Genomic DNA, 21959 nt, shown 5'->3' on the forward strand with positions numbered 1-21959 from the left:
ATAAGTATCGCCGTCGTCATGATGCCAGGAAGGCTCGCAGGGTGTGTTTCGCGGCGCCGGGAAGACTGGCCGGCTTGCCAAGCCGCGCGGCGCAGCCGGCGGGCCGTCCAGGCCTCACCCCATCATTTTCAATCCAATCGGTTGGGGCCAGCCCTGTCTGTCCGCATGCCTTCGGTCCGTCGTCTCGACAGACGGCCAGTCTGCCTTCGCCGACGGCCCTGTGGCCTGCGAACAGACAGGGCTGGTGACGACGGCGATACTTATTCAGTGTTGCCTTAAGGCGATACTTGATCAGTGTTGCCTTAACCACGCTCACACCTTTTTATGCCGGATGCTTCGCGCAAGCAGCAGTGACAGGCGTAATGATTGAACGTTCAAACGTTCTTCCAGACGAACTCGCTCAGCTTGCGCAGCTCGTCGAACTGGCTGGCCAGTTCGAAACTCACCAGGAAGATGATCACGTAGAACGCACCCTGGTATTTCACCGACCACGCCAGCGCCGGCGTGGCGATCCGCTCCCGGAACATAGAGTGATTGAGCAACAGGCATATCAGCACGCCCAGCACGACGCCGAACAGCACATCCGTGGGGTAATGCATCCCTAAGTAAATACGCGGCAGGCAGATGAAGATCAGCGAGTAGATGAAGGCGATGATCCCCAAGCGCCGCGACGCCAGGTAAACCCCGGTCGCCACGGCGATCCACATCATGGCGTGGTCGCTGGGAAACGAACTCCAGGTGCGCACGACCGGCGCCTTGCAGGCAGAAAGGTCCGATGGAAAGTGCATGCCCAATGCGTCGTTGGCGAATGGCCGAAGCCGGAACGGCAGCAGATGCGCCAGCGCCCTGCCGAGGATCAGCGCGACAAACGTGGCGATGGCGGTACAGACGACGATTTCCCGATCGCGGCGTGCGTTCGGGCCGCCGCGAAACCAGATCCACCACAACAGGCAGATCAGTCCCAGGCCGCGCGTGAAATAAAACCTTTCGATGCCGATCGCCATGTAGTCGAGCATGGGCCAACGAAAGGCGAATTGATTGAGAAACCGCAGGATGGACAGGTCGAAAGGATTCACTGTGGACCACGATTGCTACAAGGCGTTGACAGAACTGATCTACCGATTGCCCCGTGGTCCAAATGTGAAATTGGCGCAGCGACGGCTGACTGGGCTGCAACCCTGGCCCTCAAGGCGGATCCTTGTCGTAACGTTCGATCCCCTCCGGCAACTGCACCCAGGCATGCCGGCGGCATTCGTAGACCGAATCCTGCGGCGGCGGAAAATCAGGGTCGGCAAAAGTGCCTACCGCGACCATCACGAACCCTTCTTCGCCTTCGGCGGTGTGAAACACATTGCTGCCGCACACCGGGCAGAACCGGAAGCGAAACCTTGCGCCATGGTCTCCGGTACGCACGTACTCGGTGGCGTTGCCGGTGACCTTGTAAGGCATTGCATAAGCGGCGAGCGCGGCGAAGACGCTGCCGGTGCGTTGCTGGCAGGCAAGGCAATGGCAAACGCCGGCGCCCAGCGTTTCGCCCTGCACTTCAATGCGGAGCTGCCCGCAACAACAAGAAGCCGTTTTCCCGACCATGACGATCCCCTGCATCATTCACCCAGGTTCACGAATGGTACGCGCATCATGGCCGGCCCGCCTGCAACGGGCCGGCCGTGGTGACATCACGCGTGTTGCATTTCATCCTGGCCCATCGCATCGAGCTCGGCGAGCAGGTTGTCCGGCAAGCGCAGCGATGCGGACTGAAGGTTCTCGCGCAGATGCGCCAGTGAAGAAGTGCCCGGAATCAACAGGATATTCGTCGCACGCTGCAGCAGCCAGGCCAACGCAACCTGCATTGGCGTCGCGTGCAAAGCGGCGGCGACATCGGATAGCACCGACGACTGCAGCGGTGTGAAGCCGCCGAGCGGGAAGAACGGCACATAGGCAATGCCCTGGCTCGCCAACTGGTCGATCAGCGCGTCATCGTCGCGGTGCGCCAGGTTGTAATGGTTCTGTACGCAAACGATGTTGGCGATGCTCTGCGCTTCGGCGACCTGCGTGGCCGTCACGTTGCTCAATCCGATCGCGCCGACCAGACCCTTTTGCTGAAGCTCCGCCAGCGCTTCGACCTGGCGAGCGATGGAGCCCTCGGCCAGCCCATGGGTCGGGCCCACGATGCGCATATTGACCACGTCCAGCCGTTCCAGCGCGAGATTGCGCAGGTTGTCGTGCACGCCGCGCGTGATGTCCTGCGGCTCCTGCGCCGGCAGCCATGCCGCATCGCCGTCGCGCACGGCGCCGACCTTCGTCACGATCAGCAGGTCATCCGGATATGGATACAGCGCTTCGCGAATCAGCTCGTTGGTGACGTGCGGGCCATAGAAATCGCTGGTGTCGATGTGATTGACGCCGGAGGCCACGGCTTCGCGCAGCACGGCGATCGCCGCGTCCCGGTCCTTCGGCGGGCCGAACACGCGAGGGCCGGCCAGTTGCATGGCGCCGTATCCTATGCGGTTCACATGGCGGCCGGCGAGCGGAAACGTACCTGCGGCAGAAGCGAGCTTTGACATGGAAATCTCCTTGGGAAGGGGTACCAACCACTATGCGCGCCACTGGCCTGTTGGATAATCCCCCGCAATATGCACGGGCTGTGCAAGGGATTAAACAATGACCGTGGAGATCAGCGATCTTGCCGCATTCGTGGCGGTGGCCCGCGCCGGCGGCTTCCGCGACGCGGCGCGCGTCAGCGGCGTGTCCGCTTCCGGCCTCAGCGTGGCCGTGCGGCGGCTCGAAGCCAAGCTCGGCGTGCGCCTGCTCAATCGCACCACGCGCAGCGTCGCGCCCACCGAAGCAGGTTCACGCCTGATCGAAAGGCTGGCGCCCGCGCTGGCCGAAATGGAAGCGGCGCTGGACGTATTGAACGGCTTCCGCGACCGGCCGGCCGGCACCTTGAAGCTCAACGTGCCGGCGAGCGCGGCCAGCATCGTGCTGCCGCCGATACTGGCCGGCTTCCTGAAAGCCTATCCGGACATCCGCGTCGACGTGATCGTGGAAGACAGTTTCGTCGACGTGCTTTCCGCCGGCTGCGATGCGGGCATCCGTTACGACGAACGGCTCGAACAGGACATGATCGCCATTCCCATCGGCCCGCGCGTGCAGCGTTTCGCTACCGCCGCCGCACCAAGTTACCTGGCTGCGCACGGCCGTCCCGAGCACCCGCGCGATCTGCTTTCGCATGCCTGCCTGCGCGGGCAATTCGCCAGCGGCGCCATGCCGACCTGGGAGTTCGAACGTGAAGGCGAAGTGATCCATATCGATCCATCGGGGCCGCTGATCGTACGACTTGGTGCGGCGGTCAACCTCAAAGTGGAGATGGCGATTGCAGGCCTGGGCATCATTCACCTGTTCGAAGGCATGCTGCGCCCGCACCTGGACAGCGGCGCGCTCGAACCCATTCTCGAACCGTGGTGGCAGAACTTCTCCGGGCCGTTTCTCTACTACCCCGGACGCCGGCATTTGCCGGCACCGCTGCGCGCGTTTGTGGATTTCGTGAAGGAGCATGCGGCGTAACGCAAGGGATTCTTCCATTTCGCGAAAGGGTGATTGCCGCGCGCTGCGCTTTCGACACGCGCATCAGGTCGCGTAGAGTCGCACGCACCCCCCATGCATTTCCCTCTGCCTCAGGAGTTGTGCCATGCCTGCCTTCCCTTCTTCGCCCTTGCTCGAACGGCTCGGCATGCGGGCGCCGATCATCCAGGCGCCGATGGCGGGTGTCTCGTCACCGGCCATGGCCGCCGCCGTCAGCGAGAGCGGTGGATTGGGTTCGCTGGGCGTGGGCGCCATGAACGCAAGCCAGGCGCGCGACGCCATACGGCAATTCCGCGCATTGAGCAGCGGACCGCTCAACGTCAATGTGTTCGTGCATCGACCGGCGCACGCCGATGCACAAAAAGAAGCCGCTTGGCTGCAGCGTCTTGCGCCCGAATTCGAACGCGCCGGCACCAAACCGCCGAGTGTACTGCGCGAAATCTACACCTCGTTTCTCGCCGACGACGACATGCTGGCCATGTTGCTGGAAGAAAAACCGAAGGTGGTGAGCTTTCATTTCGGCGTGCCGCGCGCGGACCAGATCGCAGCCTTGCACCAGGCCGGCATCGTGTTGCTGGCCAGCGCCACCACGGTGCGCGAAGCGCAACTGCTCGAGGCCGCGGGCGTCGACGCCATCGTCGCGCAAGGCTATGAAGCGGGCGGCCATCGCGGCATCTTCGATCCGGATGGCGAAGACAGCCGCATCGGCAGCTTCGCGCTGACGCGTGTGCTGGCGCGTATGCTGAAGCTGCCGGTGATCGCCGCCGGCGGCATCATGGATGGCGCAGGCATTGCCGCCGCATTGAGACTCGGCGCAGCCGGCGCGCAACTGGGCACTGCTTTTGTCGGTACGGACGAATCGCTGGCGGACGCCGGTTTCCGCGCACTGCTCTTCAGCGATGCCGCGCACCACACCACCATGACGCGGGTGATTTCGGGTCGCCCTGCGCGCAGTCTCGCCAATGCGTTTACGCAATGGGGTGCGAACGTGCCGGACGATGCGGTGCCTGACTACCCCATCACTTATGACGCGGGCAAAGCGCTCAATGCGGCCGGCAAGGCTGCGGGGCAATCTGGTTATGGTGCGCATTGGGCGGGGCAAGGCGCCCCGTTGGCGCGGGCGATGTCGGCGCGGGCGTTGATGCAGGTGTTGCAGGATGAATTGATGCGGGCGTTGGAAGCGAATTGACTGTTTCGGCCTGCGCTGCTTACTTGCAAAGCACTGCCTGAGTGAATCCCTCTCCCTGCGGGAGAAGGTGCCGAACCGGCGAAATCCTGCATGTCGATGGCGACCAAAGCGCCGGCCACTGAAGATCGACCACCTGCCGGGAGCAACATCATGGCTATCGTCACCATCCAGATCACCCGCGAAGGTTCGGCGCCCGGCCGCGTTTCCGCCACCGCCAAGGAGAAGGCGACCCTTATCAAGGGCGTCAGCCAGGTCTTGCTCGACGTGTTGAACCAACCGCTCGACGCCACCTTCGTGGTGATCGAAGAAGTCGAGCTGGAGAACTGGGGCTGGGGCGGGCTGCCGGCGGCGGAGTACCGCAAGCGACTGCAACAGCGGAAGTAACACGTACGGTTGCGCAGCCTTGCTGCGCAACCGACCATCCCGCGCGGCAAGACAGCACCCAGCCAGCGGCTGGCCTGCCATGGCGGCGCCATTCACCCGCAGGACATCGGGAACCAGTGAGACTGCGTGCTTTCCAAGCACCATCTTTCAAATACAGGGAATGCTCGTGCCGTACCGCGACACCTTCCGATGCGCCATTGGCCGGAACCTGGCAAGCCTTGCGTTGTTGACTGCCTGTATCACCCCAGTCCACCAGGCCGCCGCGCAAAAGAGCACTCCGGAAAAAGTGGGTCCCAATCAGCTTGCCATGCAGGTCAACGACGACCGCATGACGCTGAGCATGGCGCGGGTACCGCAGATCTACCTGTACGGGCCGATCGACAGCGACGCACCACGCCGCTTCGAATCGCTGGTGAAATCGGGCCGCATTCCGAACGGTTCGGACATCTATCTGAATTCCCCCGGCGGCAGCGTGGACGCTGGCATGGCGTTGGGCCGACTGTTCCGGCAGGGCTCGATGATCACGCATCTGGGCACGCCGCGGCTGCCGAAACGATCCGGCACCGTCAGCGTCAACAAAGCCGCGATCTGCGAAGGCGCCTGCGCGTATGCGTACCTCGGCGGCCTCTATCGATGGGCGGCCAGCGGCAGCGACCGCATCGGGTTTCCCACCTATCCCCCGCAACACGCGCCCGAGCAGGTCAACGCGTATCTGAAAGAGATGGACATCGGCGATGCCGCGCTCACGGCCGCCTCCGCCACCGGCACGGCCGATCCGATCCTGTGGCCGAGCGCGGACGAAATGATCGCCAAAGGCCTTGCCAACAACGGCCGGCTCGATCTGATCGCCACGTACAAGTACATACAAGGCGTGCCGTATCTCGAACTCAAGCAGGATGATCGCAACGGCGAACACAAGATCGCCTTGCTATGTAAACCGGGCGGCGCCGAACTGACCACCTACGACACCATCGGCACCGTCCGCGCGCGGCAGACCGTGGCGCGTGCGGTGCATTCCTATTTCGAGATCAACCAACAGGAAACGCTGGCGCAACAGGCCGGCGCCAGCGCGGTCGATCAATCGGTGGTGCTGCAACGCATCTATCCGCTGGACCAGTTGCAGCACCTGGCCTCTGCGCAGGCGGTGGGTGCGTGGGTGCGCGACCGCAATGGCATTCGCTACGGCTTCGCGTTTGAAGTGGGTGGCGTGCGCAAGGTGTTGAACGACTTTTACAACGCGTGTTCGTACGCTGCGCAGCGGCATTCGTGAAAAGAACGGGCAATCGGTAGGTTGGGTTAGCGCAGCGTAACCCAACGCTTTCGAAGCAATATCGTTGGGTTACGCTGCGCTAACCCAACCTACGAACCCTTCATTCAATCCATTACCGCCAGCACGCACTCGTCCGCACCAAAACTGCGGCAGCACACCTCGAAGATCGACAAGTTTTGCGACGCCACCACCGGCCCGAGCAAGCCTTCCAGGTAACCGCTCAAAAACTTGCATCCGGAGTGTCCGTTGTCCGCACACAGCGGACTGTTGCGGATATGCAACTGGTTGCCGGAGTAATCTGCTTCCAGCAATTCGCTCAAGGCAGGCACGCCTACGCGCGCCATCGCCGCTTCGAGCTCCAGCTTGGTGGTCAAGGCATGCCGGCGCTGGAATACCCACGCGCCCACACGCTGGCCCACCAGTTGCAAGGATGATTCGCGCGCGCCCGGCGGCACCGACTGCTCCAGCTTCTTGATCAGCGGAAAGATCTGCGGGTAATCGTCCATCAGCTTCGGCAGCAGCTTGTCCACCGCGGCCAGGTCCGCTTCCAGCGGTACCACTTCCACGAACGGCTCTTCCACTACCGATGGTGCGGGTGCCGGCGTGGGCGCGCGCACGAATACGAATTCGGGCTCAGGCTCTGCCAGCATTAGTGGTTGCGGTTTTTCTTCATGCACGGCGAGTTCCACGGCTGGCGCCGGCGGAACCTGCGGTACACCGACGCTGGCGTAGATTTCCGATGCGGTCGGCGCGCGGCCGGCTTCCATCGGCTTGGGCGCCTTGCTGTCCGCCACCGGCGCAGGTGCGGGCGGCGGTGGTGGAACGTAATTGGCCGCCACCGAGCGCGCCGCCGCGAAATGCGCCTTCGGTGGTCCGTCCTCGAACGGGGATACCTCGAAACTGATGATGCGCTCGTGTTTGCCCAGCGCCGCTTCCAGCGTGCGCTGCTGACGCTGCGGCCCACGTATGACCATCGTCAGCAATACGCCGTTGCGGTCATCCACCAGGCGCTGGCGCACCAGGGCGAAGCCCGATGCCGCCACCACGCGCCCCACGTCCATAAGCAACCCCTCCCGCTTGAGCGAGAGTGCTTGTAGTTCCAGCTCGATCATTAGGCCCCCCTGTGTTCGATGCTGGTTGAGTAAAGACGCAAAGCATGAACGATTGCGACGTAGATTACCGTGATGCGTCTCAAGCGACATGCAACAACGGGAAAGACAACTCGGCCAGCATTGTCCTGACAGGCCGCACGGTGGCTTTTGAGACAAACAGCACTGAACCGCATCATCATTCAGACGTTTAAACGGCCATACATCGAAAACAACGATCAAGATTGCTCGATGGCAGCGGCAGCAAGAGACTCCGGCAGATCGAGCACACCAGACTGCCACCTGAATTTTCCACGTTCGCGCCAGTCACCCCACACTATTGCGGCCCGAACACTTGGCCCGCGCGGAAGCGGGCTTTTTTTAATTGTGCGCCGGCCCGCGCTCGCCGCGCCACAACGAGAACAGCAGCAGCACCGCCGCCAGCGCCAGATAGGCCCCGGCAAATTGCAGCGCCATCGAACGCAGGGCCGGTGCCAGCGCCCATGGCAGATACAAATTGCCGGCCGGCATCACTGAATGGATCACGCCGAACAGCGTCAGCGCACCGCCCAGCAAGGCGATCCATGCCGCCTGGCGCGGCCTGTTCTCGATCATCGCCACCACGAAGCTGGCCCATACCATCGAAGTGATGATGAAGCCATTGCCGAGCACGCTGATCACCGCCAGCTCGGAAACACCCTGCGTCGCATCGTTGTAAAGCGCATTGAAATGCTCGGGCGATACATAGGTGGGATCGCCCAGCTTGATCGCGACCATGCGCGCAATCGCCGGAAAGAAACTGAACACCACCGCGGCGGCGTGGCGCACCGGCGTGGCTTCGAACGCCTGCGCGGTGATGCCGATGGCGACGAAGATAAGGATCGGCGCCAGCACCGCCAGCGGCAGCATTTCCACCAGGTTGGACAGATACCCGAAAACGCCGCCCAATCCGATCACGATACCGGCCAGCAAGGTATAGCCCGTGCGCGCACCCATTGCGCGATACGCCGGTTGGCCGATATACGGCGTGGTCTGCGCAACGCCGCCGCAGATACCCGCGATCAGGGTGGCCAGCGCCTCCACCAGCAAAATGTCGCGCGTGTTGTAGTCATCACCGGCGGCTTTTGCGCTTTCGGTGACGTTGATGCCGCCCACCACCATCAACAAACCGAACGGAAGAATCAGTGATAGATACGGAACGGTCAGCGGCAGACCATGCAGCCATTCCAGCGTGGGCCACGGCAACGCAAACCGCCATTGCCACGCGGCCGGCATGTGATAGCCGTGCCCCAGCCAGCCCAGCGCCCCCAGCCCCTCGTACAGCAGCACGCCCACCACGAACGCCACCAGCACGCCCGGCAGATTCCACGGCATATGTCCGCGCGCCACCAGCGCATACAGCACCACGCCCAGGCCGGCAAAACCGACCACCGGTACCTTCATGATCTCCACCAGCGGCAGAAAACCCATCAGCACCAATGCAATACCCGCAATGGAACCGAGCAGGCCCGCGCGCGGCACGTGCCGCTGTACCATCGCACCAAAAAACGACAGCACCGTCTTGAACACGCCCATCACCACCAGTGACGCCATGCCCAGCTGCCAGGTGGCGATCGCCGCCGCGTGCTCGTCCATGCCCGCCTGCTTGTAGCTGAGAAACGCAGGCCCCAGCACCAGCAACGCAAGACCGATGGTGGTCGGCGCATCCACGCCCAGCGGCATGGCGGTGGTATCGGTCTTGCCGGTGCGGCGCGCCACACGCCGCGCCATCACGGTGTAAGCAAGGTTGCCGAGCAGGATGCCCAGCGTGGTGCCGGGAAACATGCGCGTGTAAACCAGATCGGCGGGAAAACCGAAGATGCCGATCAAGGCGGTAGCGAGAAAGGCCATGACGGACAGGTTGTCCACCAGCAGGCCCAGGAAGCCGTTAAAATCCGCGCTGACGAACAGGGGAATATTGCGGGTGGTTTGCGGCACAGTGCGTCTCATTCCGAAGGTCATGTAGGTTGGGGTGCAAACCCCAACACGAGTTAGCCGGCATAACGTTGAGTTTCACCCCAACGCTAAGTATTCGCTAGAACGACACATCCGCCGGTTGCGTCACCCGCAACACCGACTGATCGCCAGTACGCTGTTTCCATGCAGCGCGGATTGCTTCGATCTTGCCGCGGTTGTCCGGCGTGTCAGGGTAATAGATCACCAACAGCTTCGAATGCAGGCGCTCGGGCACGGTTTCCTGCTTGCCTTGCCATTGGCCGTATACGTCGATCACGCTGAGGCCATCGGGGAAACGCGGCGTGACCACCTTGTCGAGAAAATCGCGCCAGGCCGATTCACCGATGCCCTGCCCCGGCTGATCGGCCGGACCCAAGCCGAAGTAGAGCCTGGTATCCACCCAGCCTTGCGTCTGTGCCGGATGCGCCGCATCGCCTTGCAAGGTGGAGGATGCGACAGGCGCGGATGTCGTCGCGCAGGCGGCAAGCTGTAACGCGAACAAGGCGACGAACAGCGGGCGGTGGAGGTTCATGCATTCCCCTTGAGTGGATCGTTTGGACGTCCAGACGCCCGCGACGTGCAGGCGAGTATTGACGACGGATCGGCGGCTTCGCAAGCAAGCGCCGTGTCTGGCGCATTTCTTCGTTGCAAACGCATCATCCGCAAATTGTTGCGTAAGCACAACGCAAGCCAGGCTTCAGGATCGAGGCCGCACGCAATGCGCAAAATATTTTATCGGCACGCATATCTCCGTAAATTCAATGGTTTCATGTGCATATTCCATCTCACTACGCACGTATGCCCTGCATACGCGCTAGACAAATTCGCGTCAGTACGATAAACAAATTGTTACATCGCAGCATGGGGAGAAAAGTCGACGTTTCGATCGGCTTCTGCGCTGCTTTGCCTTTGTCATTTAAGGCCATCCATGCGCCGGCGCAGACCGGCTCGCCGTTCGTCGTCACACTTTTCCGCTCCGGGGGAACACCAGGCATGCATACATCCGCAGTTCGTCGTCATCACCTTCTTTGGCTCGCCCTGAGTACGGCGCTAGCGCTCGGCACAGCCGCGCATGCCGGCGATATGCCGGCACCCGGCAACGCCAACGGCGACGCGAACGACAAGACGCGCAAGAGCACCACGCTTTCCACCGTGAACGTCAACGCGCAGGCGCTGGCCGGTGGGTTGATGGCGGTACAGGACCAGCCCAAGCAGGTGTCGACGATCACTGCACAAGCGATCGCGCAGGTGCCGATCACCGCGGACTACACGCAGATCATCAACAGTGCGCCGGGCGTCAATTCCGCATCCAGCGACGGCTTCGGCCTGACCGACGCCAGCAGCTACACCATCCGCGGTTTCAGCGCGAGCGAAATCGGCGTCACCCTGGATGGCGTACCGGTGAACGACGCAGGTAATTACATACCGTATGCGTCGGAATACGGCGAAGCGCGCAACTACGAATCGATCAATGTGACGCAGGGCTCGGCCGACCTGGACATGCCGGATCTCGGCGCAGTCGGTGGTCATATCAGTTTCATCACGCGCAAGCCGACCGATCATTTCAATGTCTACGTAGGGCAAACCGTCGGCAGCAACAATGCGCTCAGCACCTTCCTGCGCGTGAATACCGGCGCGATCGGGCCGGTGCGCAGCTGGTTTTCGATTTCGCGCAACTCCGACGACAAATGGCGCGGCGGCGGCGACAACAATATCGATCGCATACAGGCCAAGTCGGTATGGACGATCGACGAGAACAACAGCCTGACGGCCAACTTCAATCTCAATCGCGAACACAACTATTTCTACATGCCGCTGAGCAAGGCGCAGGCGGCGCAGTACGGCTACAGCTACGACTACACCACCACCTGGACGCCCACGCCGGCCGGCGGTTTCGCCGCCAGCGACTTGTACGCGACCGACGCCACGCTGGCGCAGGCGAGCTACTACCGATTGTTCCAAAACCCGTTCAAGGCCTGGGTTGCCAGCCTGGACGGCGAGTTCAAATTCGGCAGCAACCTCTCGCTATCCGTGATTCCCTACTTCCAGTTCGGTGACGGCAACGGCAGCTTTGCCGGCTTCCTGCCGCTGCAGTTCGTCAACGGCAAGCCGGTGGTGCAGGCCGACCAGTTCACCGATGGTCAGTACGCGGTGTATGAGGCGTATCGGCCGATCACCTATCGTCCGGGCATCAATGCCAAGTTCACGCTGGAACTCGGGCTGGACAACACGCTCGACTGGGGCATCTGGTACGAACGCTCGCGCCAGCTCGAATACATCGATGGCGCCTACGTCGATCCGCAGACCGGCATGCCGTCATCTGTTTGGGGCGACAAGAACCAGCTCACCTATAGCAATGGCCAGATCTGGAAGAACTACTCCGAGTACGACGTGACCACGGTGAAGAAATTCTTCGTGGAAGACAGCTGGACGTTCAACGACGCGTGGACGTTCAATGCGGGCGTGGCTTACCTGCACACCGAGCGCAACAATCAGTTCGTGCTGTTCCCGGGCAATCCGGACGCGGCCGATTGGACCTCGTATCAAAACTCCGACCAGCGCTATCACAACTTCCTGCCGACGCTGGGCGCGTCCTGGAAGCTGGATGACAGCAACCAGCTCTACTACAGCATCACCCGCACCTTCCGTGCACCGCCGGACGCCGCGACATTCGGCAACGCACGCATCGGCCTGCCCGCACCGCTGCCGGAAAGCGCGTGGTCGAACGAACTGGGCTGGCGCTTCACCAAGGGTCCGCTGACGCTGCACACCGATGCCTATGTCGCCAACATGGGTAACCGCACGGCGGTGGGCCTGGACCCCAACACCTTCATCAACTACTACATCAACGCCGGACCGGTGCACATGGCCGGGCTCAATGCGGAAGGCACGCTGGACCTGGGACAGGGCTTCAGCCTGTACAGCTCCTACACCTACACCCAGGCGAAGGTGAAGCAGGACCTGAATCTGCCCGCCACCACCGATACCGCCGCCGCGTTCTACGCCATCCACGGCAAACAATTTCCCGGCACGCCGCGCAACATGGCCTATCTCGGCGCGCGTTATTCGGCAAACGGACTGACGTTGAACCTCAATGGCAAGTTCACCGGTAGCGAGTACGGCGATTTCCTCAACTCCGAACGCGTCGCTTCCAACTTCACGCTCAACGGCAGCGCGAGTTACGAACTGCCGAACTTCGGCGTGCTGCACAAGCCGACCCTTGCGCTCAATGCCTTGAACCTGCTCAACCGCCGGTATCTGATGCTGCCGTCGAGCCCGACGATTTCGGCTGAATCGTCATCGCCGACGTATTACGTCGGGGCGCCGCGGCAGTGGTATTTGACGCTCAGCACCGAGTTGTTCTGAGTGGTGCTCCCCGCCACGTAGGCTGGGATGCCCCATCCCAGCATCGCGATGCATGGTGATGCTGGGATGGCATCCCAGCCTACGATGGCATGGCTGTGCATCATGTCTTGCGGCTGATGATGATCCGCGCCGCACGTTCGCCCTTGATGTACAGCCACAGCCAGTTCAACGCAACCAGCAAGCGGTTGCGTACGCCGATCAAGAAATAGATGTGTGCCACCGCCCACACCACCCACGCCGATCGCCCACGCAATTGCACCTTGCCGAAATCCACCACTGCAGTGTGCTTGCCGATGGTGGAAAGATTGCCGTAGTCGCGATAGCGGAACGGCGCTGGTGGCGCGCTGCCACGCAGGCGCGCCCTGATCACGTCCGCCACATAGCGCCCTTCCTGCTTGGCCGCTGGTGCAAGACCGGGTACCGGCTTGCCGTTTTCCTGCTGCAGCGTGGCGGCGTCGCCGATCACGAAAATCTCCGGTTGCGCGGGTACGCTGAGATCGCGCTCCACTTTTACGCGGCCGGCCTTGTCCGCCGGTACGTCCAACCATTGCGCCACCGGCGAAGCGCGCACGCCGGCGGCCCAGAATACGGCACCCGCGCCGATGAATTGATCCTTGCAGACGACGCCATCGGCACGGCATTCGGTGACCGGATGATCGAGCAACACTTCGACGTCCAACTGCTGCATGGTCCGTTGCGCATACTCGGCCAAAGTTTCCGGAAAGCCGGATAGCACGCGTGGTGCGGCCTCCACCAGCACCACGCGCGCCTTGCGCGTATCGATGTGGCGGAAATCTTCGTGGATTTCCTCGTGCGCGAGTTCCGCGATGGTGCAGGCAAGCTCCACGCCGGTGGGTCCTGCGCCGATCACCACGAAGGTCTGCAGGCGCCGGCGCTGTTCGGCATCGGGCTCGCGTTCGGCCTGCTCGAATACGGTCAGCAGGTGCTGGCGTATCGACAATGCATCGCCGAGCGTCTTCAACCCTGGTGCGTATTGCGCCCAATCGTCATGGCCGAAGTAGGCGTGCGTGGCGCCGGTGGCGAGGATCAGCGTGTCGTAGGCGATGCGCGTACCGTCGGTGAGCTGCACGATCCGGTGTGCCGCGTCGACGCCGCTCACTTCGGCCATCAGCGTGGTGACGTTCTTGAAACGGTGCAGTACGTGGCGGATCGGCCAGGCGATCTGCGAGATGTCCAGCGCCGCGCCCGCCACCTGGTACAGCAGCGGCTGGAAGACATGGTGGTTGCTGCGGTCGATGATGGTGACGTCGACGTTCTGCCCACCCAGACGCCTGGCGGCTTCAAGGCCGCCGAAGCCGGCGCCGACGATGACTACTTGATGACGATGCGCGGTTGCGTTCAACACGATGCTCCTTGTGTGAGTTCGTAAGCTGCACTGCCATCGTAGATTGGGTTGGTGCGGCGCAATCCAATGCATGCGGGAACGGGCCTGGGCCCAGCCTACACGCCGGCGAACACGTCTGTTACCGTCCACGCTTTACACACCCATCGAGGGGGAGCCCATGCGCCTGTATCGCCTTACCGCCGCGCTCATCGTTGCCGGCCTGCTTGCGTTGCCCGCTGCCGCCGATACGCCCAAGGTTACGCCCACCGCGAAGGAGCTGGTCGCCAAATCCAAGCCCGAAGAATGGCGCACGCCCGATCCGGAGAACCTGCTCTATATGCAATTGCCGCAAGGTCGCGTGGTGATCGAGCTGGCGCCCGACTTCACGCCGCTGCATGCCGCCAACATCCGCACGCTGGTGCGCGAGCACTATTTCGACGGACTGGCGATCATCCGCGTGCAGGATAACTTCGTCACCCAGTGGGGCGATCCCAACGACGACGACAACGGCGACAAGAGCAAGATCAAGCCGCTGGGCAGCGCCAAGGCCAAGCTCCCGCCGGAATACACGCGGGCCATCGACGGCAAGCTGCCATGGACGCCGCTGCCTGATGGCGACGTGTACGCGCCGCAGGTGGGTTTCAGCGAAGGCTTTCCCGCGGCGCGCGATCCGTCCAGCGGCCGCGAGTGGCTGGTGCATTGCTACGGTATGGTCGGCGTGGCGCGCGACGTGGCGCCGGACAGCGGCAACGGCAGCTCGCTCTACGTGGCGATCGGCCAGGCGCCGCGCCAGATCGATCGCAACCTGGCCATTGCCGGACGCGTGCTCGAGGGCATGCCCTTGCTTTCCGCATTGCCGCGCGGCACCGGGCCGCTGGGTTTCTATACGCAGGCGGCGCAGCGCGTGCCGATTCTTTCGGTAAAGGTGGCGGCCGACCTGCCCGACGCACAGCGCGAGAAGCTGCAAGTATTGCGCACCGACAGCGCCACTTTCAGCGCCATCATCGAAGCCAAGCGCAACCGGCACGATGCGTTCTATGCGCTACCGGCAGGGAAGATCGATCTTTGCAATATCGATGTACCGGTACGGGTGGTGGCAGCAGCGGATGGCAAGCATTGATGCTGCATCCGTTATGCCTCGACGAGGCTTGTTCGAGCATGTACATGAATCCACTTTCACGCCTCCACGCCACTTACACGCCATCTTCGCCTTGCCCGTAGTTAGTTGCGCAGTGAGCGTGTCCACTCCGGTAGACGTCAAAGGCAGGCGTGATGAGGCTCGGTTACAAAATACTGGCCTGGATTGTAGGCGTGTTGCTGGTGCTGGTGGTTGCGCTGATCCTGTTCGTCGCCTTCTTCGACTGGAACCGGCTCAAGCCGACCATCGACGACAAGGTCAGCGCCGCCATCGGTCGCTCGTTCGTGATCAACGGCGACCTGAGCGCCGCCTGGCAACGTGAGCCGAGCGAGCCCGGCCTTCGGCGATGGTTGCCATGGCCTACCTTCACGGCACGCGACATCCATATCGGCAACCCGGCCTGGGCGCGGCAATCGCAATTCGTGAAACTCGACGCGCTGCAGATACGGATTTCCCCGCTGCCGCTGCTGTTCCATCACGCCTACATTCCCTATGTGCAGCTCAGCGGCTGGAACGTGGACCTGGAGCGCAACAGCCAGGGGCAATCCAACTGGCAGCTCAACCGGCCGCAAAACGCGCAACCGTCGAACTGGAAGCTCAGCCTGGGCACGATCGCCTTCGGCAAGGGCGACATCTCGGTGGATGACGCCAAGACGCGCATCAACTTGCAAATAGCGGTAACGCCACTGCAGCAAGCCATTCCCTACGATCAACTGGTGGCGCAAGCGACCAGCGAATCGCGTGCCGACGTCGGCCACAACGTGGCAAAAGTCGTGAACGGCCAAAAGACCACGCCGGACACCTCCGAGCAGGCCAAGCGCACGGCCTATCAATTCGCCTGGAGCGCCACCGGCAGCTACCAGGGTGCGCCGGTCGACGGCAGCGGCAAGACCGGCGCGATCCTGGCCCTGGAAACCACCCAGCCGTTTCCGGTGCAGGCGCGCCTGCACCTGGGCGACAGCAAGATCGCCCTGGTCGGCACGCTGACCAACCCCATGCATCTGGCCGCGCTTAATCTGCGCGTGTGGTTTGCCGGCAGCAGCATGGCCAAGCTGTATCCGATCCTGGGCATCACCCTGCCCGACACGCCGCCGTATGCGACGGAAGGCCATCTTTCGGCCGAACTGCACGCGCAAGGCAGCCGCTACAGTTATCGCGATTTCAAAGGACGCGTGGGCGAAAGCGACCTCGGCGGCAATCTGCAGGTGGTGACCGGCGGACCACGCATGAAGCTCACCGGTGACCTGCATTCGCAATTGCTGCGCTTCGCCGACCTTGGACCGCTGGTCGGCGCACCAAGCCCGGAGCAGCCGCAACAACATGCCAACAAGCAACAACCCAAGGAGAAAGCGCTGCCGGTGGAGCAGTTCCATACCAACCGCCTGCACACCATGGATGCCGACGTGACCTTCGACGCCGGCCATATCGAACGCCCCGGCACGCTGCCGATCGACGCGCTGAGCACGCGCATCCGCCTGGACGACGGCGTGCTGAAACTCGATCCGCTGCGTGCGGAGGTGGCCGGCGGCACGATCGAGGGCAACTTGAGCGCCGACTCCAACACGCAGCCCATGCGCACCGGCATCGACCTGCGCGCGCGTCACTTGCAACTGAAGCGGATGTTCCCGACGGTGCAGTCCATGCAGAGCAGCTTCGGCGAAATCAACGGCGACGTGACTTTGAACGGCACCGGCAGTTCGGTATCGGGCCTGCTCAGCAACGCCACCGGCGAAGTGAAGCTGCTGATGAACAACGGCGCGATCAGCAAGACCCTGCTGGAAGCCGCCGGCTTGAACGTGGCCAATGTGGTGGTCGAAAAGCTGTTCGGCGACAAGACCATCAAGATCAACTGCGCCGCCACCGACCTGACCGGCAACAACGGCTTGTTCACCAGCCGCCTGTTCGTGCTGGATACCTCCGACGCGACGGTCAACGTGACCGGCACGATCAACTTCGGCAACGAACACCTGGACATGGACGTGGTGCCGCACACCAAGGGCCTGCGCGTGTTTTCGCTGCGCTCGCCGCTGTACGTGAAAGGCACCTTCAAGGATCCGGACGTGGGCGTGCAGCCGGGACCGCTGATCCTGCGCGGCGGCGGCGCAGTGGCGCTCGGCGTGCTGGCGGCGCCGGCAGCGGCATTGCTGGCGTTGATCGTGCCCAGCCATGGGCAGGAAGCCAATCAGTGCCAACAGGTGTTGCAGCAGATGCGTCATTCGCCAGGGCCGAGCGGTGGCAAGAAATAACGCCGGAGCGTAGACCCAACCGACGGCCTCATCTCGCCTTGCGGCTAAAATGGCTGGTCCTCACTCCGTTGCCGCGCCATGCAGCCCGTCACCAAGGCCCGCCTGCAAATCCATTTCTGCGTTTTGCTATGGGGCTTCACCGCCATCCTCGGCAAGCTGATCACGTTGCCGGCGCTGTCGCTCGTGTGGTGGCGCATGCTGCTGGTGTCCGGCGCCTTGTTGCTGATGCCCAAGGTAAGACGAGGCCTGCAGGCGATGCCGGCGAAGCTGCGCTGGACCTATGCCGGCATCGGCGCGCTGGTGGCGCTGCACTGGCTGACGTTCTATGCGGCGATCAAGCTTGCCAACGCGTCGGTCGGCGCCACTTGCATCGCGCTGGGGCCTGCGTTTCTCGCCTTCGTCGAACCATGGGTCGCCAGGCGGCGCTTCGATGCGCGCGAGCTGCTGATCGCGATCGCCGTGGTGCCCGGCGTGGCGATGGTGGCCGGCGGCGTGCCGGGGCATATGCGCGTAGGTATTGCGGTGGGCGTACTGTCCGCCTTGTTCGTGGCGCTGTTCAGCTCGCTCAACAAGCGCATGGTCGAGCATGGCGATCCGCTGACCGTCACCTGCATCGAGCTCGGCACCGGCACGCTGCTGCTTACCTTGTTGGCGCCAGTGCTGCCGCATACCGGATCGGCGTTTCAACTGCCCGATCTGCACGATGCGCTGTTGCTGTTGCTGCTGTCGTTCGGCTGCACGCTGCTGCCGTTCTCGCTGGTGCTGGTGGCCTTACGTCACGTCAGTGCGTTTGCGATGCAGATGATCACCAATCTCGAACCCGTCTACGCGATCGTGCTGGCCATGCTGTTGCTGGGTGAACAACGGCAATTGGATGGCTGGTTTTATGCGGGCGTGGTGGTGATTCTCGCGGCGGTGTTTGCACATCCCTTGCTGCATCGGAAGGACCAACCAACGCTGCAGCCGGAATTGCTGGGAACGGTGGAAAGCCACAACGTCGATTGAGCGTGCCTGGCTGGCGAAACATCAGCGTTTCGCCAACCGATCCCGCATGAAATCAATGAACGCTCGCACCTTCGCCGGCGGCTGCGGATCGGGATACACCGCGTGGATGCCGCCTTCCGATAACTGATATTGCGCAAGCACTGCCTGCAGGCGCCCGGCCTGGATGTCGTCCTGCGCCAGATAGTCCGGCAATACGGACATGCCCGCCCCTGCCAACACCAGTGCACGGATCGCCGCCGCATTGTTGGCCTGCATCACCTGGCGCATGCGCACCGTGCGCCGTGTGCGCCCACGCGTAAATGTCCAGCGCAAAGGCGTCGTCAGCGCGGACATCGCGATCCAGCCATGCATGGCCACATCTTCCGGCCGCCGCGGCACGCCGTATTCGGCCAGGTAGGCGGGCGATGCCACGAGCAGTTGGCGAAAACCTCCCAGCCTTACCGCGCGCAGATTGGAATCGCGCAACCAGCCGATGCGAATGGCCAGGTCGAAACGTTCGGCGATGAGATCGTTGATCTGGTCATTGATCACCAGATCGATCTGCAACTGCGGATGCAGGCGATGAAAGGCCGCCAAGGCCGGCGCGACCACGGCGGCGCCGTAATCCGTCGATGTCGTAAGGCGCAGCGTGCCCGCTGGCGTATCGCGTTGATCCCCGACCCGTTCGATCGCGGCCTCGGCTTGTTCCAGCAGTTGCACGCAATCGGCGTGGAACGCCGCGCCCGCTTCGGTGAGCGCCATGCGCCGCGTGCTGCGCACGATCAGCGTGACGCCCAGTTCACGTTCCAGGCGCAACAAATGCTGGCTGACCATCGCCTTGGTCATGCCCAGCTGCTCCGCCGCCGCGGTGAACGAACCGGCACGGACCAGCGCCACGAATACGGCCAGGCGGTTGAGATTGATGTCGCGTCCCATGCGCGCATCATTGTCAAGCATGAGTTGACAGTCAATTACCGATTGGTCGGCTTATCGTGCCGGTGGGAACGGCGCATGCTTCGCACCATCGATTCCCTCACGGAGACCAACCGCATGAAACTGATCCTGTTCGGCGCCACCGGCCATATCGGCCGCGGCATTCTCGACGAGGCGCTTGCGCGCGGCCACGACGTCACCGCAATCGTGCGCGACGCCAGCCGCCTAACGCTGCAGCATGACCGCCTGCATGTGGCGGTCGGCAGCGTGGAGCAGACGGCGATCTGGCTGGCCTACGCCAAGCATGCCGATGCGGTGATCGCCAGCCTGTCCGCACGCCGCGATGGCGACCAGGAGGTGATTCCGGCGGCGGCGCAAACCTTGCTCGACACGCTCGACGGCACACATCTGAAGCGCCTGCTGTGGGTAGGCGGCGCCGGCAGCCTGGAAGTGGCGCCGGGCGTGAAGGTGATCGACGACCCGCACTTCCCCGCCGCGTGGAAACCGGAGGCGCAAGCACAGGCCCGCGCGCTGGACGTGTTCCGCGCCAGCAAGGCCGATGTGGATTGGACCTACATCAGCCCGGCGGCGCTGATCGAGGATGGTGAGCGCAGCGGCAGCTATCGCGTGGGCGGCGAACAGTTGCTAGTGGACGGCAAAGGTGTCAGCCGCATCACCGTTGCCGATTACGCGATCGCCTTGCTGGACCAGCTCGACAACAAGGATGTGTTCAAGAAGCGCATCACCGTGGCGTATTGATGCCGCTTCACGCGGTTGCCCCTTCCCCTCCGGGGAGAGGGTGGGGGTGAGGGGCCAACCTCGCCCCCCATGTTTGCTTCCGTGCAAGCACCAGCATTGGCGTTTGCACGTACCATGGTGTTCCTGCGCAAGCCTTGCCCCTCAACCTGCCCTCTCCCCCGGAGGGGACAGGGCATGAGCCCGCCGCATCACCATGAGCATTCCCATGAATTACCGCCACGCCTACCACGCAGGCAACTTCGCCGACATCCTCAAGCACAGCGTGCTGTTTGCGCTGATCCAGGCATTGAAGGCGAAGGACACGCCCTTCGCACTGATCGATACGCACGCCGGCAGCGGCTGCTATGCGCTCGACAGCGAGGAAGCCGGCAAGACCGGCGAATACCGCGACGGCATTGCGCGCCTGTTGTTTCCCGATCTCAAACAGACCGAACAAGCACCGTTGCCGGCGTTGCTGCGCCACTGGCTGGACGCGATCCTCGCCCTGCCCGGCAACGAACACGGCCTGAAGCTTTATCCCGGCTCGCCGCTGCAGGCCGCGCTCGCCATGCGTGCGACGGACAGCGCGCAGCTGTGCGAACTGCATCCGGAAGAAGTCTCGCGCCTGCGCGAACTGTTCCATCACGATCGCCGCGTGCACGTGCATCACCGCGATGGCTACGAAGCCTTGAAGGCGCTGCTGCCGCCGAAGGAAAAGCGCGGCCTGGTGCTGATCGATCCGCCCTATGAGGCGCAGGACAGCGAGTTCCGCCTGATCGAAGCGGCGTTGAAGACGGCCTTGCAGCGTTGGCCCACCGGCGTGTACACGATCTGGTATCCGATCAAGTTGCGCAGCCAGGTGCAGCCGTTCCTGCGCTGGTTGCAGCACTGCGGCGCACGGCGCGTACTGCAGGCCGAGCTGCTGGTGCATCCGGACGATTCGCCGCTGCGCCTCAATGGTTCGGGCATGGCCATCCTCAATGCGCCGTGGAATCTGGACCAGGTGTTGCGCGAACCCCTGCAAGCCATGGCGCGCCTGCTGTCGCAGGAACGCGCCGCGACCTGGCGGCTGGACTGGCTGGTGAAGGAAAACGATACGCAAGCCTTACACGGGCATCACGCCAGGCCGCTACCGCGACCACAGCGCCCCCGCTAAGCTCACCGGCAGTTGCACGTTCCGCAGGGATATCGCCATGAACCTCCGCCCCACCCTCCGTTTGCTCGCGCCGCTGTCGCTGCTGCTGTTGGCCGCATGTGCGCCGGCCCCCATCTACAAGACCGCACCCGGCGCGATCACCGCAACGCCCGTGGAAGTGGCGCATGCGCCGCAGCAATACGGCAACGGCACGGTGATCTGGGGCGGCAGTATCGTCGGCGTGCACAACTTCCCGGATCACACGGAAATGGAAATCCTCGCCTATCCGCTGGATTCCTCGCAGCGTCCGAAGCCGAACGCGCAAGGACTGGGACGCTTCATCGCGATCTTCCCGGGTTACCTGGAATCCTTCAATTTTCCCAACGGCGCGCTGGTGACGCTCAGCGGACAGCTCAGCGGCAGCCGCGCCGGCAGCGTGGATCAGGCGCCTTACACCTATCCGCTGGTGACGGTGGCGCAATCGCACCGCTGGACGGCGGACGAGCTGCGCAAGGGTCATCCCAATATCAGCTTTGGCGTGGGCGTCGGCGTGGGCATTCACTGAC

General features: G+C 63.0%; 19 protein-coding genes. 11 read left to right on the forward strand and 8 right to left on the reverse strand.

Annotated elements, in window-relative coordinates:
* Positions 1-374 precede the first annotated feature (374 nt).
* From ACTHNE_RS18395 to ACTHNE_RS18405, 3 genes are all read right to left on the reverse strand, one after another.
* On the reverse strand, positions 375-1076 hold the full coding sequence (locus tag ACTHNE_RS18395) for a phosphatase PAP2 family protein (protein WP_324943178.1): 702 nt from the start codon (positions 1074-1076) through the stop codon (positions 375-377).
* A 109-nt stretch (positions 1077-1185) separates the two neighbouring features.
* Positions 1186-1608: a GFA family protein gene (locus tag ACTHNE_RS18400; RefSeq protein ID WP_324943181.1), complete on the reverse strand. Its 423-nt coding sequence runs from the start codon at positions 1606-1608 to the stop codon at positions 1186-1188.
* 68 nt (positions 1609-1676) lie between these two features.
* On the reverse strand, positions 1677-2564 hold the full coding sequence (locus ACTHNE_RS18405; RefSeq protein WP_324943184.1) for an aldo/keto reductase family oxidoreductase: 888 nt from the start codon (positions 2562-2564) through the stop codon (positions 1677-1679).
* 97 nt (positions 2565-2661) lie between these two features.
* Here ACTHNE_RS18405 and ACTHNE_RS18410 point away from each other — a divergent pair, with 97 nt between their 5' ends.
* The 4 genes from ACTHNE_RS18410 (at position 2662) to ACTHNE_RS18425 (ending at position 6425) form a co-directional block, all read left to right on the forward strand.
* Positions 2662-3564 (forward strand): LysR family transcriptional regulator, encoded by a 903-nt coding sequence (locus tag ACTHNE_RS18410; RefSeq protein ID WP_324943187.1) that lies wholly within the window; start codon positions 2662-2664, stop codon positions 3562-3564.
* Between the two features lie 124 nt (positions 3565-3688).
* Entirely contained in the window at positions 3689-4771 is a 1083-nt protein-coding gene (locus ACTHNE_RS18415) for an NAD(P)H-dependent flavin oxidoreductase (protein WP_324943190.1), read from the forward strand.
* Positions 4772-4921: 150 nt separating this feature from the next.
* A complete protein-coding gene (locus tag ACTHNE_RS18420) occupies positions 4922-5155 on the forward strand; it encodes a tautomerase family protein (RefSeq protein WP_324943193.1) in 234 nt (77 codons plus the stop codon).
* A gap of 226 nt (positions 5156-5381) precedes the next feature.
* A complete protein-coding gene (locus ACTHNE_RS18425) occupies positions 5382-6425 on the forward strand; it encodes a hypothetical protein (RefSeq protein ID WP_440269988.1) in 1044 nt (347 codons plus the stop codon).
* A 104-nt stretch (positions 6426-6529) separates the two neighbouring features.
* Here ACTHNE_RS18425 and ACTHNE_RS18430 read toward each other — a convergent pair whose 3' ends face one another.
* The 3 genes from ACTHNE_RS18430 to ACTHNE_RS18440 form a co-directional block, all read right to left on the reverse strand.
* Entirely contained in the window at positions 6530-7537 is a 1008-nt protein-coding gene (locus ACTHNE_RS18430) for a hypothetical protein (RefSeq protein WP_324943199.1), read from the reverse strand.
* Between the two features lie 357 nt (positions 7538-7894).
* Positions 7895-9502, reverse strand: coding sequence for a hypothetical protein (locus ACTHNE_RS18435; RefSeq protein ID WP_324943202.1), 1608 nt, complete (start codon positions 9500-9502; stop codon positions 7895-7897).
* Positions 9503-9587: 85 nt separating this feature from the next.
* Positions 9588-10040, reverse strand: a complete 453-nt coding sequence (locus ACTHNE_RS18440; protein WP_324943205.1) for a DUF3574 domain-containing protein — start codon at positions 10038-10040, stop codon at positions 9588-9590.
* Positions 10041-10501: 461 nt separating this feature from the next.
* Between ACTHNE_RS18440 and ACTHNE_RS18445 the strand changes: the two genes are divergently transcribed.
* A complete protein-coding gene (locus ACTHNE_RS18445) occupies positions 10502-12874 on the forward strand; it encodes a TonB-dependent receptor (RefSeq protein WP_440269989.1) in 2373 nt (790 codons plus the stop codon).
* A 100-nt stretch (positions 12875-12974) separates the two neighbouring features.
* Here the strand turns inward: ACTHNE_RS18445 and ACTHNE_RS18450 are convergent, their stop codons facing one another.
* A complete protein-coding gene (locus ACTHNE_RS18450; protein ID WP_324942504.1) occupies positions 12975-14240 on the reverse strand; it encodes an NAD(P)/FAD-dependent oxidoreductase in 1266 nt (421 codons plus the stop codon).
* Between the two features lie 157 nt (positions 14241-14397).
* On the opposite strand from ACTHNE_RS18450, the gene ACTHNE_RS18455 reads away from it, so the two are divergent.
* The 3 genes from ACTHNE_RS18455 (at position 14398) to ACTHNE_RS18465 (ending at position 18608) form a co-directional block, all read left to right on the forward strand.
* Positions 14398-15339 carry a peptidylprolyl isomerase gene (locus ACTHNE_RS18455; protein ID WP_324942501.1) on the forward strand — a complete coding sequence of 314 codons (942 nt, stop codon included), beginning with the start codon at positions 14398-14400 and terminating at the stop codon, positions 15337-15339.
* 152 nt (positions 15340-15491) lie between these two features.
* Positions 15492-17603: an AsmA family protein gene (locus ACTHNE_RS18460; protein ID WP_324942498.1), complete on the forward strand. Its 2112-nt coding sequence runs from the start codon at positions 15492-15494 to the stop codon at positions 17601-17603.
* Positions 17604-17681: 78 nt separating this feature from the next.
* Positions 17682-18608: a DMT family transporter gene (locus ACTHNE_RS18465; protein WP_324942495.1), complete on the forward strand. Its 927-nt coding sequence runs from the start codon at positions 17682-17684 to the stop codon at positions 18606-18608.
* Between the two features lie 21 nt (positions 18609-18629).
* Here ACTHNE_RS18465 and ACTHNE_RS18470 read toward each other — a convergent pair whose 3' ends face one another.
* Positions 18630-19544: a LysR substrate-binding domain-containing protein gene (locus ACTHNE_RS18470; protein WP_440269990.1), complete on the reverse strand. Its 915-nt coding sequence runs from the start codon at positions 19542-19544 to the stop codon at positions 18630-18632.
* Between the two features lie 93 nt (positions 19545-19637).
* Between ACTHNE_RS18470 and ACTHNE_RS18475 the strand changes: the two genes are divergently transcribed.
* The 3 genes from ACTHNE_RS18475 (at position 19638) to ACTHNE_RS18485 (ending at position 21958) form a co-directional block, all read left to right on the forward strand.
* The gene (locus ACTHNE_RS18475) at positions 19638-20279 is read left to right on the forward strand and encodes an NAD(P)-dependent oxidoreductase (RefSeq protein WP_440269991.1); all 642 of its coding nucleotides are present in this window, start codon (positions 19638-19640) and stop codon (positions 20277-20279) included.
* A 205-nt stretch (positions 20280-20484) separates the two neighbouring features.
* Entirely contained in the window at positions 20485-21414 is a 930-nt protein-coding gene (locus ACTHNE_RS18480; protein WP_324942486.1) for a 23S rRNA (adenine(2030)-N(6))-methyltransferase RlmJ, read from the forward strand.
* Positions 21415-21451: 37 nt separating this feature from the next.
* Positions 21452-21958 carry a Slp family lipoprotein gene (locus tag ACTHNE_RS18485; protein WP_324942483.1) on the forward strand — a complete coding sequence of 169 codons (507 nt, stop codon included), beginning with the start codon at positions 21452-21454 and terminating at the stop codon, positions 21956-21958.
* The last annotated feature ends 1 nt before the right edge of the window (position 21959 follow it).

Source organism: Dyella sp., assembly GCF_051954575.1.
Lineage (GTDB): Bacteria > Pseudomonadota > Gammaproteobacteria > Xanthomonadales > Rhodanobacteraceae > Dyella_B.

Coding starts and splice junctions, on each gene's coding strand:
- ACTHNE_RS18415 (WP_324943190.1), top strand. CDS start 3,689: ATGCCTGCCTTCCCTTCTTCGCCCTTGCTCGAACGGCTCGGCATGCGG.
- ACTHNE_RS18470 (WP_440269990.1), bottom strand. CDS start 19,544: ATGCTTGACAATGATGCGCGCATGGGACGCGACATCAATCTCAACCGC.
- ACTHNE_RS18430 (WP_324943199.1), bottom strand. CDS start 7,537: ATGATCGAGCTGGAACTACAAGCACTCTCGCTCAAGCGGGAGGGGTTG.
- ACTHNE_RS18400 (WP_324943181.1), bottom strand. CDS start 1,608: ATGATGCAGGGGATCGTCATGGTCGGGAAAACGGCTTCTTGTTGTTGC.
- ACTHNE_RS18440 (WP_324943205.1), bottom strand. CDS start 10,040: ATGAACCTCCACCGCCCGCTGTTCGTCGCCTTGTTCGCGTTACAGCTT.
- ACTHNE_RS18455 (WP_324942501.1), top strand. CDS start 14,398: ATGCGCCTGTATCGCCTTACCGCCGCGCTCATCGTTGCCGGCCTGCTT.
- ACTHNE_RS18435 (WP_324943202.1), bottom strand. CDS start 9,502: ATGAGACGCACTGTGCCGCAAACCACCCGCAATATTCCCCTGTTCGTC.
- ACTHNE_RS18485 (WP_324942483.1), top strand. CDS start 21,452: ATGAACCTCCGCCCCACCCTCCGTTTGCTCGCGCCGCTGTCGCTGCTG.
- ACTHNE_RS18405 (WP_324943184.1), bottom strand. CDS start 2,564: ATGTCAAAGCTCGCTTCTGCCGCAGGTACGTTTCCGCTCGCCGGCCGC.
- ACTHNE_RS18445 (WP_440269989.1), top strand. CDS start 10,502: ATGCATACATCCGCAGTTCGTCGTCATCACCTTCTTTGGCTCGCCCTG.
- ACTHNE_RS18410 (WP_324943187.1), top strand. CDS start 2,662: ATGACCGTGGAGATCAGCGATCTTGCCGCATTCGTGGCGGTGGCCCGC.
- ACTHNE_RS18420 (WP_324943193.1), top strand. CDS start 4,922: ATGGCTATCGTCACCATCCAGATCACCCGCGAAGGTTCGGCGCCCGGC.
- ACTHNE_RS18480 (WP_324942486.1), top strand. CDS start 20,485: ATGAATTACCGCCACGCCTACCACGCAGGCAACTTCGCCGACATCCTC.
- ACTHNE_RS18465 (WP_324942495.1), top strand. CDS start 17,682: ATGCAGCCCGTCACCAAGGCCCGCCTGCAAATCCATTTCTGCGTTTTG.
- ACTHNE_RS18460 (WP_324942498.1), top strand. CDS start 15,492: ATGAGGCTCGGTTACAAAATACTGGCCTGGATTGTAGGCGTGTTGCTG.
- ACTHNE_RS18475 (WP_440269991.1), top strand. CDS start 19,638: ATGAAACTGATCCTGTTCGGCGCCACCGGCCATATCGGCCGCGGCATT.